The sequence below is a fragment of the Pseudomonas sp. GM84 genome, assembly GCF_000282535.1.
Lineage (GTDB): Bacteria > Pseudomonadota > Gammaproteobacteria > Pseudomonadales > Pseudomonadaceae > Aquipseudomonas.
In genome coordinates this window covers 1-14,998 of record NZ_AKJC01000070.1, presented here as the reverse complement: position 1 = coordinate 14,998, position 14,998 = coordinate 1, and the positions used below count along the sequence as shown (strand labels likewise).

Genomic DNA, 14,998 nt, shown 5'->3' with positions numbered 1-14,998 from the left:
CATCAGTGAAACGACAGGCAATAGTAATCGGGATTAATAGTTACGACTTCAGCCCATTAGATAATGCTATTAACGACGCCCAGGTAGTGAGTAGATCTTTGGGCGCGCGAGGTTTTGCAGTCAAGTTACTAACCAATGCTACATACCAGGAAATTGATGATCTAGTTACACTGGTTGCCCAGGAGCTTTCTGAAAAAGATTTACTCATATTTTTCTTCGCGGGGCATGCCATTGAGCATTTGGGATATGGATATATTTTCCCTATCGACATGCCATCGGGTTCACCAAACGCAGTCAGCCAGTATGCGTACCCGATTAGTAAATTATTACAAGCTACATCTGGCAGTCGAGCGGCGCGAATAGTGATAATAGATGCTTGCCGCACATCATATGATATGAGTAACTTTGAGTCACGAATCTTAACTGAGCACATACACCACCAAAAAGCCGAAACAGAACATCATCAAGATAATTTATTGCTCGCCTACTCTACAAGTTACGGAATGAAAGCAAAAGATGGAAGTGGTGATAACAGTCACTATTCCGAGGCACTATCAAAGCTTTTAATTCGCCACGACATGCTTGTAGAACACATGCTCAAAGAAGTAGCTCAAGAAGTACTAACAAAGTCCAGCCTTTCACAGCGACCATGGTTCTACTCCAGCCTAGAATCAAATATATCAATCTCAGACTTACCTCACTACAGCCTTTACCATAGCTTTATCTCCCCTACTCATAACAGCATGCACGCACTATGCGCTTCCCCTCAAGATGGCACTCTTCTACTGTTAGGAAACAGTAGCACCATCTACAACTTGAATGACTCTGGTTGCGCGCCTGCTTACAAACTACAAGGCGGGGCTGTTTCCGCCGCTTACCATGACGGCGACCTGTTTGTCCTAGGCCTTGATGGCAACCTGTACACTGACTCTGCAACGATTGACCTAAGTCATATGGAGCCAACATACATTTGCGCTCGCGAAGGCTATCTAGTAGTACTGGGACTCAACAAGTACAAGATATTTTCGATCCTAGATAACACAATAACTCTGCTACGATCAAGATCTATCAAAGCCAATCAGTGCTACTATTCGGCTGAAATTCTAGATGGAGAGCTTTGGATTGGGGGTTCATATGGACGCTTTGAGGTGACAAAGCTAAAAGGGAAAAGGTCAAAAACGAAGAAGCTGAATTTAGCAAGGCAAGAGAACATCTACTCTATATCCGACCTGAATTCCGTCGAGGTAATATTCACCTGCTCATCAGGCAGAGTTTATACAATCGACAAGCTAACTAAAAGTCCAACGTTGCGAGTTAGTCTCGGGGACTCCGTAAGAAAGCCTACCAGCAGAAGGTCAAGCATCTTGGATGTTACTGGCTGTGACGACATAATAAATGACTTTTTATTCCACCCCGAAAAATTACCAACTGATATCATAGAGACTCTCTCTGAGCATCTTATGTCAAATGATCTTATGTACTCCGTCAAGTCCAGAAGCCATCCTCTCGTCGCCATTGGAAGCGCAGAGGGTTATATCTACATAATTGATACAAGAAACTGGGATCCTTATCAGATAATTGACGCAAGTGGGGGAAGGAGCACCGAGCTAGTCGGAATGAAATTTACGCACTCTGAAACACTCGTCTCTGTAACAAAAGACAAAAATGTGATGTACTACAGCCCTGCACGCGTAGACTTTGAACACTCGCTCAAGCAAGTTGACTCCATCACCCACTAAAGCAAAACTTCAAAGCACCTATTAAGCTTATTCACTCAGACGGTTAACAACCCTTAAAAATTCTACCGAATCTATAACATGTCGAACCAGGCAAATACAGAATACCTTTTCCTGCCAGGGCTTGCGCGAAGCACAGCCAGAATGCAGATAAGAGACATGAAGTCTTACCTTAGACGAGTCGAGCACTTTTTTGCACGCGATGACTTTAAACTGCAATCCGAAGAGGACAAGCATTACTGGGAGCATTTGGACAGCCCTAATAATGACGGTGAAGACTGGTTATTAAAAATGCGAAGAGCGAAGCATGAGTCTGACTATAACTTATTTCTGAAGTCTTCGCTTGGCATGCTCTATTCCTCACTAGATATTGCACTATTCAACATAGCGCGCTTAGTTTCAGAGATTACTAAGCTCGACTTAAACCCTAAGAAATACGAACCCAAAAGAAAAGAGGCGATGTTTTCAGGTGATATCGGTACATATGCAAAATACCTGATCGATTTTCACAATATAAATTGGGACGAATTACTCCACGATTGGATGCGCATCGACAGGTTTCGAATCACAAGAAACTACATCATTCATCAAGGTGGCGAACTGGAACCTGAGCAAATCAAACGATTTGATAAAATTGCTATGACTGAGGAAGGCTTGAGCAGGGAGAGCTCCTCAATCACTATTAGCGCTTTCTACTTAAATGCAATGTCTGATCATATCAATTTTTTCTTTGATAAACTCTGCAAAAGGCTCGATCATCGCGTGATTCCAAAACCGCAAATAAGCATAATAAACAATGAAAAAACTCGAAAATTCATACTTTGCTATACCGACAACGGCAAGCACCAACAAAAATTTAAGAAACCATGAACAGATGAAAACTCTAAGCACGAATACGAGCCCTACCTGACTCCGTACTAAAAGTGTCATAGCAAATATTGATGCCAAAAGATGGCGAGACCGTTGCGACCTAGGCTTTGTGCGAAATCCCGAGAAACCCAATCGCCCCATTAACGCTGAGATTTTGTAGAGTCCCCCGCCACTACGCAAAGGAATTCTCTTCTGGGAAAGCGTTACCAACTCTTGGACAAGGCCTAGGAAGTACTCTCCGATCTCTTCATCGTGGCGAGATATGCCGAAGCGCTTCGACCCATGATCAACGGTGTGTCAACGGTTTCGGGGCTGGCCGAATCACCTGCACCTTAGATTGAATGAGCAAGACTTGATCGACCTGCAAACCTGGATGATCGACTCAACCGCAGTACGCTCAACCCGAGCCTTATCTAGCTCTCGGAAAAAGGGCCCTACGAGACTACCAATCACGCTCTATGCCGAAGTCGCAGTGGCCTGAATACCGAATACAGCCCGTAACTCCCGCTGCGGTCGATGAAGCGCAATCCAAAGCTAGGCTTACCCTGACTGTTTATTCGGGCTGAGTACCGACAGCGGAACAACATCAAGTGTCAGGTCGTCTTTCAACGATCTTGGAGGTACCCGCCCGGCGATATTCGAGGCTTGTCAGCTGAGGGAATATGAGGCCAGCCCTTTATGTAAAGGTGACGAAACAGATCAAGGTTCAGTGGAGAACTTCCCCCACTGAGCCTAGACTTTGCAACCCACTCTTACTGATTAGTTATGACTCTCACTTCAGAACCAGACACACTTTTGATGTATGAATAGCTTGTACCAAGGACAGCCAACTGATCCGCGGATACCTTTTCTTTAGAAATGGCGGGCTGCACGATCACAAACTTGAAGATCATCTCGTGATCGTGGCACTTGTTACGGAGCAGCTCTAAATCCATTGGGGTACCCTTCAGAATTCGGTCAAACTTTGTCGGCAATCCCTTTTGGTAGCGTTCCATCATTCGATCGAAGAATTTTTTCTCGGTATGCAGCCATTTTACTGACCGTGAAGCTTGCCCGCAGACTTCATAGACATCGTCCACTCGAGCACCCGCTTGAGCCTTACCGTCCTTCTGCGGGCAGTACTTGCAATGATATAGGTCGACGTAGATTGCGTCTTTGCTTTCTCTGATCGCCACCAGATCCGCGATCTCACCTTTGCCATCGTCATTAAAAATGAATGTGTAATCATCCTTGATACGGCTGTAGGTGAAACCTTGAACGGTATTCAAGTCACCAGCGGCCTTCATGGACTCTTTATGGATCGGGGTGTCGCCCCACTCCCAAGCCTCTAGAAGCCCTATCGGCAGCTTCAAGTCCAAGCTCTTGGTAGAGTAGAAGCGGTAATTGCCCTCAACCATCGAGCCGTCAACCGCCAAAAATACCAGAGGATTTGCGTCCAAGTACTGCTCGAAGGAGTTCGCTTCAGAGAAGATAATCTTAACCCCAGGGCAAGAGAATTTGTAGCTGTCCTCCAGTAACCGTACAGTGATATCTGGAAGCTCACGCTCAGCCCCATCTTCGGCTATGGCAATGACAGCCACGTCCAGCGTCAGATCATTGGTTCGCCGAGGTTTACCAAGCTCGACATCGAGTAGGTTGAAGACCTCACCCTCAAACTCAAGTGAAATCCTTTGCTCGTTTTCAATCTCAATAGACTCAGGCCAATCGGCATAGAAAAGCCCAGTTGGCCAAGCAGCTTCGATCTTATCGGCGCGCATTACATCCTTGAGAATATCTGCTGGAGTAATGTCTTTATTGTTCAGCTTGCTAGAGGCGCGCTTGCACCACTCGATCCAGTAGCTCACCGTGGAAGAGTTCATCTCCCAAATTTTTCCCTTGTGTGAACACCCAACAGTGGCCCGCTGCCCATCCTCGTATCCAGTCGCGAAGATATTGGATTTCTTCGCTGCTCCGGTCTCAATTTCGCGGATGATCGTGTTGACGTCCCGTCCGACGTGCATCGTAAATTTCAGATCTTTACGCGCCCTAGAAAGCCCCACATTCTGCAGCCTCATGAGCTTGATATCATGTAGAGTACGGAAGACAGGCTCGCCGTTGATTCTTTTGGGATCCTTTGCAATTAACTTCAAAAATCGAGTCGCCTCCTTTTCATCAGCAGACGTGTGTACAAAAAGCGTTCTATCGGGGACATGGTAGTAGGCCATGTAGATAACCCAGTTGGTATCCACAATCGCTGACGTCTTAGCCCAACTGACGGGTGTCTCTTGTTGCGCTACCACGATAATGGTGTCTGACGCTTCGTTGATGGAGACAAAATCCCGTTGTTTCTTGCTTTGAGCGAAGAAATGGGCTTTCTCCGGACGCCAGTTCTCGCGCTCGACATGGTAGGCCACCGCGCTGACCTTGGGGTTGGGGTTCAACCCAAAAATGTCTTCGGCATCTGCATCATCGGAAAATTGCTCCGTGAATGCTTCCTTCTCGATTTCGCGAGCAATTTTATCTTGGCTCACATCTCTAATCACTGCACTCCAGTCAGCACTCTCCTTATAGAGCGCGGCCATCTGGGAGTCGACTCTCTGATTCGCAATGTTCGAGACGAATTTCGCATCGCCCAACTCCTTACTAACCCGGGTCAACCGCCCAATAAACTGAAGCGTGACAGCTGGGCTCTGATGCTGATCGTGAATAGCCGCAATCTTCAGCTCTGGCAGGTCAAAACCCTCGCCCAACATGTCCACGCATACGATGATTTTGTGCTTCTTCGCGACGATTTCATCCAGTAGTCTGTCTCGGTTCGGTACCTTGCTATGGATGAGTACGGGCGAGAGATCTTCGTGCTTTTCGTAAAGTGGGAACAGCTTTATAGCACGCGCCTGAGTTCGTGCTCGTACCAGCAGAAGATGGTTGAAACCCTGCCCACGATCTTTCCGCAACAGCTCAACAGCCTTATCTGCAACTGCTTGGTCAGCGAGCTCTAGGTCGTACTCGCGCACCGGGTGGAACTCGATTTGCTTGAAATAGCCATCGTTCTGCGCATCTTTCAGCGGATAGTTATAGATGATTTTGCCATCAAGTGGCTGGCTGTCCTCCCGGAAAGGTGTAGCAGTGAACTGCAAGCAGGGCCTTTCCTTAAATGCTGTTTTCACCCTGCTCCAAGTCATTGCAGCTACGTGGTGCGCTTCGTCTACGACTAGATGAGTACAAAGCCCAGCCAACGCCTCCAAGGCTTCATTGCTAAAAAAAAGCAGTGCTTGAGGGGTAGCCACGATCACGTTTGCTTCGGCGAGCTGTTGAATTTCCTCAACCTGCATACCTGAGCTGATCACTCTTACGACTGGGTTCAATGCCGTGTCCGACACAGCACCGATTTCCCTCAGTTTCTTCAACTCAACGCACTTTTCAGAAAACTGCGAGCGCAGGGGATCAGTCGGAACTAGCACCAATGTTCTAGCCAACCGCCCAGCAATTAGCAGTCCCAGCATGGTATCCGTCTTGCCTGTCCCTGTTGGCATCACGATCGTCGCGGTCGTGCCTGGGGACATCACGAGGTGGCCCAGCGATGCATACAGAGCGGCAAGCTGCGGTTTACGCAAGCCTGGCGTCTCTGTCTCTCTGTCATCCAGGTTGAAGTTAAAGAGGTGCTGCTGCCAGCTCCGATAGACGTCTAAATACTTCCCTGCAGCGTCGGCCATTGCATTTACCCAATCATGATGAATGTGAGTACAGCGGAGATAATGGCCTTATGGTATCAGCGGTTCACCCTCCAAGTGCACCTGCAGGTTGCTCAGTTCTGATCACAGCAGCATCCCCAAGGGTTGGCTTGGTGATCGCGCATAGCAACGCGTCCACCGATTGCCCCCGAACACAAGGTTGAGTGTGCAATGGCGCACCTAAAGTTTTCTCAGATGGTCGAGTGTCCGCTACACGCGCTAACAACAGGAGCATGCGGACGCTAGCATCGAAACCCTTAAGGTCAAAACCGGTCACGGCAGATTGCCCACAGTAAGGGGAAATTATTCCTCAGTCATAATTATTGCTGAGCCATAATTTGACATAAATTGAGATCTGCGTAGCGGTCAGCTATCGAACATCACAGCGAGCCACCGCGTCCGCTTCATCTCCGCCACTTGAGCGAAAAAGCAGTTCTCGCACAGATGAATTTCATACTCTTCGCCACAATGCGCTGAGCCTTTGCCCCATGAGGCATGCATCGATCCGTACTGAAGCTCTGCATCTGCGTTTCGTGTGGATATCCCACAAACATCGCACACCACGTCTACGACCACATCGTGCTGACCTGCTTGTGTGACCTTCATTCAGTACCTCCGCCACCTTCCAACGCATGCGGAATTGTCCTGGTCTCGATCTAGCGACACTCCGCAGTTCAGTGCTCAGGTTCGAGTACCCCTAGAGGAGCCAGCCCCTGCCGGGGTAGTAACAGGCGAATGAGTGTACGCATGATAACCTTGCCTCAGGTTTATCTCTGGAGCATCCCATTTGAGCACGCAACCTGCTACCGGCTACTACGATTCGCTGCTTCTCGCTCCGGCGTTCTCCTGCGACCCAGTCGGCAAACGCCAAGCCGAGCGTTGGAAACGGCTTGTTGATGACATTCACAAGTGCACGACAGAGCAAGATCTGCGCGAAGCCCGAGGGAAGGCTGAGGGTTACATCATCGGTCTAATCGAATGTGGTCACCTACGACCAGATGGCGAACGCGACTACGCGATTCTGAGCTCGATTCATCGCCGTCAGGTTTTTTTGCGCACACTTCTCACGACGCTCAACTGATCCGTATATTCGCCCCTTCAGGCGCCCGCAAAGGCGCCTGGCTCGCGCTCCGAAGATGCGTCAGGTTGGTCAGAGGTTGCCATCAGTGCTCGAAGACTCTTCCGGCCCGCTCCGCGCTTGAATGAAGTCAGTACAAAATTCCCAGCCTTTGTACCGACCACCCAGAAGCGCTCTACTCTGTCCAACGAGAAGATCGGCGTCGTCGTCAGCAAATATGCCCCTGTGTGCCTCTCAATGAGCCCTGGAACGATTTGACCAACCACAACCCCGACTGCGCAATCGTTCGAAATTTCTACGTCGCTCAGATAGGCAGTAATCGGCATGGGATACAGCTGACCCATCGCTTGTATGATGCGCGTGAGCTGAAGAATCGATGGCTCTTCACCTGGGTAACTAATGATCTCATCTGTCATGTGTTCTTGCGCTCCTGCGTCCAAATCAACAACCTTCCTGATAGCCTGCGCTCCAGGAGGCGCTTAGATCTCAATGATGAATTCCGGTGAAAAGCCCGTCTTTTCACCTGGATACCCTTTCGGGTTCGAAACGAGCCGACATCCCGAAACGACCGTGTCGACCGCGTGATGGGTATGGCCGAAGATCCAGGCATCAGCCTGCGAAATTAGGGCATGCCATTGGTTGAAATACGCAGCACCGAGATGGCCCACATGTCCATCACCAGCCACTTCCTGGATCGGGCAGTGATGAGTGATCACAACCGTTTTTCCGTCAAAGTGCTTAGCGAGCTCGGTGGCGAGAAAATCGCGAGCGGTAATGTTCCGAGCGATGAGATCGACGGGGCGAAGCTTCCTGAACCCCTCCCCGCTCCGGATAACCCTGAAGTCATTCATCCACTCCCAACACTCGTACATGGCTTTTTTGTAATCGCCGGTTGAGGTGAAGTCTGTCCAAGCGGTGGTCACCAAAAATCGGGTATCACCAATGACCAGGCGTTCGTTTTCGAGGACATGCACATGCTCCTCCGCAGCCACCTTCATCTTGGCAAGCGTACGATCCAGGTGTCCGCCTTTGTAGTACTCGTGATTACCGGGCACGTAGATGACTGGACATCTGAAGGTTTGGTTCGCCCAAGTCACACCCTGACCGCGCACAGATATGTCTCCAGCGAGCACCACCAAATCGGCGTCGACCTGGGGCGGTTCGAAGCCCCGAAATTCCAAATGCAAATCTGAATACACCAAAACCTTCATCAGCTCTCTCACGCTCCGAGCGGCATTGTATGGATCGCTTCTCCAAGGCTTCACCGAAGGGAAGCCGGGCTAGCTGTCGCATTGAGCTAGGGACGCAGTGAAAAAACCGTGTCGAGGGTAGAGCGCTTCCTGCAGCCATCACCTAGCAGAAGGTAAACCGTGCTCCTGGTTTCGAACATGCATGGCTGGCGGTGCGAGATTCCGAAGTTGCTACGCACCCAGTGCCCAGGGGCAAATCGATTGCGACTGTCTCGGACAACTTCATGAGCAAAGAGCACCAAAGGCTGTACCCCCTCAGATTTCAATCGTTCCAGCTCTGCCTGTGAGAGTTGCAGGTCGGCAACGATCCACTTACGCACCAAGCAATACGGCTTACCTGGGTGATACACCTCAGCGAGTTCTATCAGCGCGCCATCGTCACCCACCCATCCCGAGACGACCTCGCCCTTCCCGTAGAAAAACTCACTCACCTCTCCCAGCGTGGCAGTCATGGTCAGACCTCATCGCTACTGAAAACACGGCCTGTGTCTGTGACGAACTCATAGATAGGAAAGCTCTCGCTACCACCGCTGATACGGATCTCAGACAGCGGCTCCATGTAGCAACCGGCCTTGCGTAGGGCTAGTGGAGGAATCACGTACACCCTGTGCACGTTCAGGAGCTCCGCTGATCCGTTTTCCCAGAGTGACTTGATCATTGCTACGTCAGACACAAGCTGTGATGTAGGGCCAAGTACTCCTGCATCGAAGCCTACCCCTTCGACCAGAAACAGATAGGTGCAGCGGCTCAGATTGATGGATTTCCAGAACAGGACTTCTGAGTCCTCGATCCTGAATCTCCCGTGGAGCTCATCGCTCTTCGTCAAAAACACATGTTTTCCTAGCATTACGGGTCGCTCACGCGCTGAAGCCAACTCATGGCGCTGCGCAAGAACAAAGGTCACCGAAGGCCGTATTCTCGACCGTCATCGTCAATTTGTGCCAATCAATGGCAAGAGTCGGCTCAAGCCGACCCTAGATTCCACGCGGGCTACAGCCACCTGAACAAGCAATTCCATGCGTGCCATCCAATATATTCTATGGCGTGCATATGATCAATATGGCCTTATCCTCGCTTTTGAGGAACCGACATGGTGTCGAGGAAATCCCTCGCAGCAGTCCTACGTTTGGCGCGCGCGAGTCGGGGCCTATCGCGGGATCAATTGCACGAGAAAGCGAAGATCTACCCCAGCCAGCTCCATGGCCTTGAGAACGGCAAAGGGGGTGTGACACTGGAGATGTTTGGAACCATAGCCGAGGCCCTGGGTTACGACCCACTAGCATTGCTGATAGTCGCGTCTAGCTACGATGCACAGATAACCGTTGCGGATCGTTTGGCGGTCATTAAGAAGCAGCTAGAGAATCTTGACGCCTTACGTATCGCATCTGAAATGCCAAAGCATTTCGCTGAAGGTAAGCTTATCGCTGAGCGGGCAGGACGCAGCTTGAGTGAGGACGTGATTCGAGAGGCGCTGGCGTGCCGTGATCAAGGTCTGAATCAACCCGAAACAGCAGAGAGGCTTGGAATTCATCAATCGACAGTCAGTAGAATTTGGCGAAGAAAATCGATCTAGGGTGTTAGCATTCATATAGCCACTCTGATCAATCGTGCTCCCTGCGCCTGCGGTACACTGAAGAAAATCTGCCAATCATCAATTGCTTTGAACTATCTGGCAATCCGACTCAAGCGTGGCTTTCGCACACCAATACTGATCAAGCACCAGCCCTTATGAGTTCTGCTTATAAAACTATGATCTGTTGACAGGTAGTCTGCCGCCCTCTCAGTCCGTTCGGCTTAAAACAAGGAAATACCATCCTGCTCAGCCACACGCCCTTATATCCAGTGTTCGATTCGCACGAGAGAGCCTGAGAACTGACTTATTGAGCCGAGCGCCTCGAAGCCTGCCAGTCTTTCAAGCTATGTTAGCTCTACTCTGACCTTTATATCACGCCGCAAGAAACTAGCCTCCGGAGATTTTACTGGCGCCATCTCAACAATGTCGAACGATCGGAAATCCAGATCAAAGAACACCGCATCCTGACAACCTTAAACTACCAAGCGCCCCATTGACCGCTGAAGATAAATTACAAATCATCTAGAGCCTTCTCAATCAACACCTGTGAACACTGTCAATTTATTCATAAAAATTAAACAATCCTTATCAAATGACATTATGCCAAATACCTCGACAGAACACTGCGCTTCGTAGCTAAACGTCATTGACTCTCAGCTTGAAAAAGCTACACAACCGATTAACCTCGATGAATGCCCCTCATCGAGTTCAGAAACATGTCCAATGTGGAGTCTGTCAGCCTGCAACGCAAAAATCCCGAGATTTGCCGATGCTCGCGCCTATTCTTCGCTGAGCATGACCTCATAGATCGAAAGGACGGCAAACTTGTCGCCTCGATTTACTCCACACCTCAATCTCTGGAGCCAAATTTTGGGTATCGAGAGCAACTCGGAATCCAGACGTTTGGAGTGCTTTGGGGGCAAAACGGATTTGACAGCCGTATTATTAACATAATTGAAGAAGGCATAGTTGAGTCAGCTTTATCGCCTATCCAGTTATTCCACCATGACCATGGCACCCTAACCATCATCCTCAACCCTAGGTTTCGTCGATGCCCAAGTGATTTCATAGATGCATGGCAAGGAATTGCATTCAACTCCGTCTTCGACCACCTAGAGTTGCGCTGCCTTTATGAAAAAGATAATAGACTATACAAAGATGGCCGCCAATTTTGCGATTTAGTGAAAACTGTTATTTCGTCCGAGATGCTTGGCATCGAGAACTACAACAGTGCACACTCTCTTTTTGATGAGGATTGGGATGAATATAATCAAGAAGACCCTAGAGAAAAGTATGACAACTTATCCCGATTAGATGAACAGTCTCAAATGACTATTTTCGATATCGACTCTCTGGATGACGACCCGCAGATCTAGGCCCTCTCGCAATCACACCCAGCCGCACAAGAAGATGAATATTAAAATCACGATTGCAGCACCCAGCCCTTGAAAGCCATATCAAGCGAGAAACAACAAAACAACAAAACAACAAAACAACAAAACAACAAGCGTACAAATAATTATATTAGCTTGTACGCTACAAGACCACCTAGAGTTCGCGCAATCTAAATTCAGATTAGTCCAGAGCCGTGCTTCACCTCAAGGAGGCTTGAGGTGAAGGCAGCCAGCACTTCTGGTATCGCCCACTAAAAACGCAACAACTGAAAAATACCCCAGCATCTTAGACCAACCTGCTTATGAGCCAACTCGACAAGTCGTGCCGGAATCGTCTATCAGAATGTTCCAATCACCCTACTGCCATACAAACGTGCCTTCAACCAACGAACAACGTCGGATGGTAGGGATGGTTGTAGAAAAAGGTTTATCTTCTCAGCGCTAGGCTGGTGAGTCGAGCCCAGGGATGAGCCTCACCAGGACGTTGCGATCACGTGGTAGGTTTACTTGGGCACTCGACGATATGCATAAAGTGGACTGTTTTTAGGCCCACAATGGGCCATCTGGCGCTCCGGATGCCCTGCGCATCTGTAGATGGCGCCTCACCGCTGAATCATGTGGATTCTCCAGCCACATGGCGACCGCTTAGGCTTCGGCAACAATGCTAGGGGCCTACGTTTCCCACCATCGGAGCAATGCGTTGAGATTTAGCATCGATAAATCGTCAAGAAACCTTCTTTCCACTCCCCTTCAGGATCGCACCTTTGTTCCTTCTGACTAGAGCTTGACTGAGCCAAGGCAGGCTGAGGTGGGAATGGGGTTCTGGACAACAGGCTAAAGTAGGTGGATACGATTCTTTCCAAGGGCTTACCCTGGCTTCCAATTTGATACCGCAGGGGTCACTGTCTAGAAAAGTACAACTGGACCGACTACATCGGTGACACGACGCTGGCCGACTTCCAGGCCAGCAGTGGGATCAAGGTGGTGTATGACGTGTTCGATTCCAACGAAACCCTGGAGGGCAAGCTGCTCGCCGGCCGCACCGGCTACGACGTGGTCGTGCCCTCCAACCACTTCCTCGCCCGCCAGGCCCAGGCCGGCGCCTTCCTGCCGCTGGACCGCAGCAAGCTGCCGAACTGGAAGCACCTGGACCCGAAACTGCTGCAGCAGCTTGAACAGAACGACCCCGGCAACCAGTACGCTGTCCCTTACCTGTGGGGTACCAATGGCATCGGTTACAACGTCGACAAGGTCAAGGCCGCGCTGGGCGTCGACCATATCGATTCCTGGGCGGTGCTGTTCGAGCCCGAGAACCTGAAAAAGCTCAAGCAATGCGGCGTCGCCTTCATGGACTCGCCCGACGAACTGTTCCCCGCCATCCTCAACTACATGGGCATGGACCCGCGCAGCGAGAAGGCAGGCGACTACGCCAAGGCCGAAGCACGCCTGCTCGAACTGCGCCCCTACATCACCTACTTCCACTCTTCCAAGTACGTCTCCGACCTTGCCAACGGCGATGTCTGCGTGGCCTTCGGCTACTCCGGCGACGTGTTCCAGGCAGCCAACCGCGCGATCGAAGCCAAGAACGGCGTGAAAGTCGCCTACAGCATCCCGAAGGAAGGCAGCAATCTGTGGTTCGACCTGCTGGCCATTCCCAAGGATGCGCAAAACCCTGATCAGGCCCTGGCCTTCATCAACTACCTCCTGCAGCCGCAAGTGATCGCCAAGGTCAGCGCCACCGTCGGCTACGCCAACGCCAACCCCGACGCCAACGCGTACATGGACCAGGCACTGGTCGACAACCCCGAGATCTACCCGCCCCAGGCGGTGCTGGACAAGCTGTACATCTCCAGTACCCCGAGCCCGAAGATCATGCGCGTCATGACCCGCTCCTGGAGCAAGATCAAGTCCAACCGCTGAGCCGAGAACGCGCCATGCCTTTCGATACCCAACACACCGCGTCGTACTATGCCGCCACGGCGCGCAACACGGCGCCCTACCCCAGCCTCGACGGCGAACTCTCGGCCGACGTGTGCGTGGTCGGCGGCGGCCTGACTGGCGTCAATACTGCCCTGGAGCTGGCCGAGCGGGGCCTTTCGGTGGTCCTGCTGGAAGGCCGGCGCATCGGCTGGGGCGCCAGCGGGCGCAACGGCGGCCAGCTGATTCGCGGCATCGGCCATGACGTCAGCGGCTTTGCCCGCTACGTCGGCGATGACGGCGTGCGCTACCTGAAGCAGGCCGGCATCGATTCGGTGGCCCTGGTGGCCAGCCGCATCGAGCGATACGGCATCGCCTGCGACCTGCGCTGGGGCTTCTGCGAGCTGGCCAACACCCCTGCCCAGTTCGCTGCCTTCAAAGAGGAACAGGATGACCTTGCCGCACTGGGTTACCGCCATGAAACCCGCCTGATTCCGGCCGCGCGCATGCAAGAGGTGGTGGCCAGCGACCAGTATGCCGGCGGCCTGGTGGACATGGGCTCGGGCCACCTGCACCCGCTGGACCTGGTGCAGGGCGAAGCACGCGCGGCGCAGGGACTGGGTGTGCGCATCTTCGAGCAGAGCCCGGTGCTGCGCATCGAGCACGGCCCGACGGTTACCCTGCACACCGCGCGTGGCAAGGTCCGGGCGCAAAGCCTGGTACTGGGCTGCAACGCCCACCTGGATGAACTGGAGCCGCGCCTGAGCGGCAAGGTGCTGCCGGCCGGCAGCTACGTGGTGGCGACCGAACCCCTGCCCGAGGCGCTCGCCCGCACGCTGATCCCGCAGAACATGGCGCTGTGCGACCAGAAAGTCGGCCTGGACTACTACCGCCTGACCGCCGACCGCCGCCTGCTGTTCGGCGGTGCCTGCCACTATTCAGGGCGCGATCCCAAGGACATCGCGGCGTACATGCGGCCGAAGGTGATCAAGGTCTTCCCACAGTTGGCGGATATCCGCATCGATTTCCAGTGGGGTGGCATGATCGGCATCACCGCCAACCGCTTCCCCCAAGTGGGCAGGCTGAGTCAGCACCCGAATGTCTACTATGCCCAAGGCTACTCCGGGCATGGGCTGAACGTGACCCACTGGACGGCGAAGCTGCTGGCAGAAGGTATCGCACTCGGCCAGAGCAAGGGGCTGGATGTGTTCAGCGCCGTGCCGCACCTGACCTTCCCGGGGGGCAAGGCGTTGCGCTCGCCGCTGCTGGCGATGGGGATGTTGTGGTATCGGTTGCGGGAAGCGCTGGGGTAGAGCTCTGCGGGGGCTGTGAAGCGTACGCGTTGGGGCGGTGGTGGTATTGAGATCGCGCGCCGCCCGCGCGGCGCATCGCGAGCAAGCTCGCTCCTACATTTGTTGCAACGTACCTATGCCTGATAGGCCATGGTTGGCAGCCTGGTGGGTACGACAC

Annotated in this window: 12 protein-coding genes and 2 pseudogenes; 8 read left to right on the top strand and 6 right to left on the bottom strand. The window is 51.9% G+C overall.

The window, feature by feature from the left end; all coding sequences use genetic code 11:
• Positions 1-5: 5 nt before the first annotated feature.
• The 3 genes and pseudogenes from PMI38_RS26355 to PMI38_RS27420 form a co-directional block, all read left to right on the top strand.
• Positions 6-1,739 carry a caspase family protein gene (locus PMI38_RS26355; RefSeq protein WP_008091000.1) on the top strand — a complete coding sequence of 578 codons (1,734 nt, stop codon included), beginning with the start codon at positions 6-8 and terminating at the stop codon, positions 1,737-1,739.
• A gap of 78 nt (positions 1,740-1,817) precedes the next feature.
• A complete protein-coding gene (locus PMI38_RS03925) occupies positions 1,818-2,606 on the top strand; it encodes a hypothetical protein (RefSeq protein ID WP_157214841.1) in 789 nt (262 codons plus the stop codon).
• A gap of 247 nt (positions 2,607-2,853) precedes the next feature.
• Positions 2,854-3,095 (top strand): annotated as a pseudogene (locus PMI38_RS27420) (IS5/IS1182 family transposase); the annotation flags it as partial.
• A gap of 263 nt (positions 3,096-3,358) precedes the next feature.
• Here the strand turns inward: PMI38_RS27420 and PMI38_RS03920 are convergent.
• A complete protein-coding gene (locus PMI38_RS03920) occupies positions 3,359-6,298 on the bottom strand; it encodes a DEAD/DEAH box helicase (RefSeq protein WP_043272965.1) in 2,940 nt (979 codons plus the stop codon).
• Between the two features lie 384 nt (positions 6,299-6,682).
• Positions 6,683-6,922, bottom strand: a complete 240-nt coding sequence (locus PMI38_RS26345) for a hypothetical protein (protein ID WP_177324897.1) — start codon at positions 6,920-6,922, stop codon at positions 6,683-6,685.
• Between the two features lie 181 nt (positions 6,923-7,103).
• Between PMI38_RS26345 and PMI38_RS03915 the strand changes: the two genes are divergently transcribed.
• Entirely contained in the window at positions 7,104-7,397 is a 294-nt protein-coding gene (locus PMI38_RS03915) for a hypothetical protein (protein WP_050548555.1), read from the top strand.
• Between the two features lie 17 nt (positions 7,398-7,414).
• Here the strand turns inward: PMI38_RS03915 and PMI38_RS03910 are convergent, their stop codons facing one another.
• From PMI38_RS03910 to PMI38_RS03895, 4 genes are all read right to left on the bottom strand, one after another.
• Positions 7,415-7,810 (bottom strand): hypothetical protein, encoded by a 396-nt coding sequence (locus tag PMI38_RS03910; protein ID WP_050548554.1) that lies wholly within the window; start codon positions 7,808-7,810, stop codon positions 7,415-7,417.
• A gap of 63 nt (positions 7,811-7,873) precedes the next feature.
• On the bottom strand, positions 7,874-8,605 hold the full coding sequence (locus PMI38_RS03905; RefSeq protein WP_043272963.1) for a metallophosphoesterase: 732 nt from the start codon (positions 8,603-8,605) through the stop codon (positions 7,874-7,876).
• 86 nt (positions 8,606-8,691) lie between these two features.
• Positions 8,692-9,096, bottom strand: a complete 405-nt coding sequence (locus tag PMI38_RS03900; protein WP_008090990.1) for a DUF6957 family protein — start codon at positions 9,094-9,096, stop codon at positions 8,692-8,694.
• A gap of 2 nt (positions 9,097-9,098) precedes the next feature.
• Positions 9,099-9,476, bottom strand: a complete 378-nt coding sequence (locus PMI38_RS03895; RefSeq protein ID WP_238540159.1) for a hypothetical protein — start codon at positions 9,474-9,476, stop codon at positions 9,099-9,101.
• Positions 9,477-9,734: 258 nt separating this feature from the next.
• On the opposite strand from PMI38_RS03895, the gene PMI38_RS03890 reads away from it, so the two are divergent.
• The 4 genes and pseudogenes from PMI38_RS03890 to PMI38_RS03875 all read left to right on the top strand — a co-directional run bounded on the left by PMI38_RS03890 (position 9,735) and on the right by PMI38_RS03875 (position 14,841).
• Positions 9,735-10,217: a helix-turn-helix domain-containing protein gene (locus tag PMI38_RS03890; protein ID WP_043272961.1), complete on the top strand. Its 483-nt coding sequence runs from the start codon at positions 9,735-9,737 to the stop codon at positions 10,215-10,217.
• A 716-nt stretch (positions 10,218-10,933) separates the two neighbouring features.
• Positions 10,934-11,593 (top strand): hypothetical protein, encoded by a 660-nt coding sequence (locus PMI38_RS03885; RefSeq protein WP_008090987.1) that lies wholly within the window; start codon positions 10,934-10,936, stop codon positions 11,591-11,593.
• A 933-nt stretch (positions 11,594-12,526) separates the two neighbouring features.
• Positions 12,527-13,531 (top strand): annotated as a pseudogene (locus PMI38_RS03880) (polyamine ABC transporter substrate-binding protein); the annotation flags it as partial.
• Between the two features lie 14 nt (positions 13,532-13,545).
• On the top strand, positions 13,546-14,841 hold the full coding sequence (locus PMI38_RS03875) for an NAD(P)/FAD-dependent oxidoreductase (protein ID WP_008090985.1): 1,296 nt from the start codon (positions 13,546-13,548) through the stop codon (positions 14,839-14,841).
• The last annotated feature ends 157 nt before the right edge of the window (positions 14,842-14,998 follow it).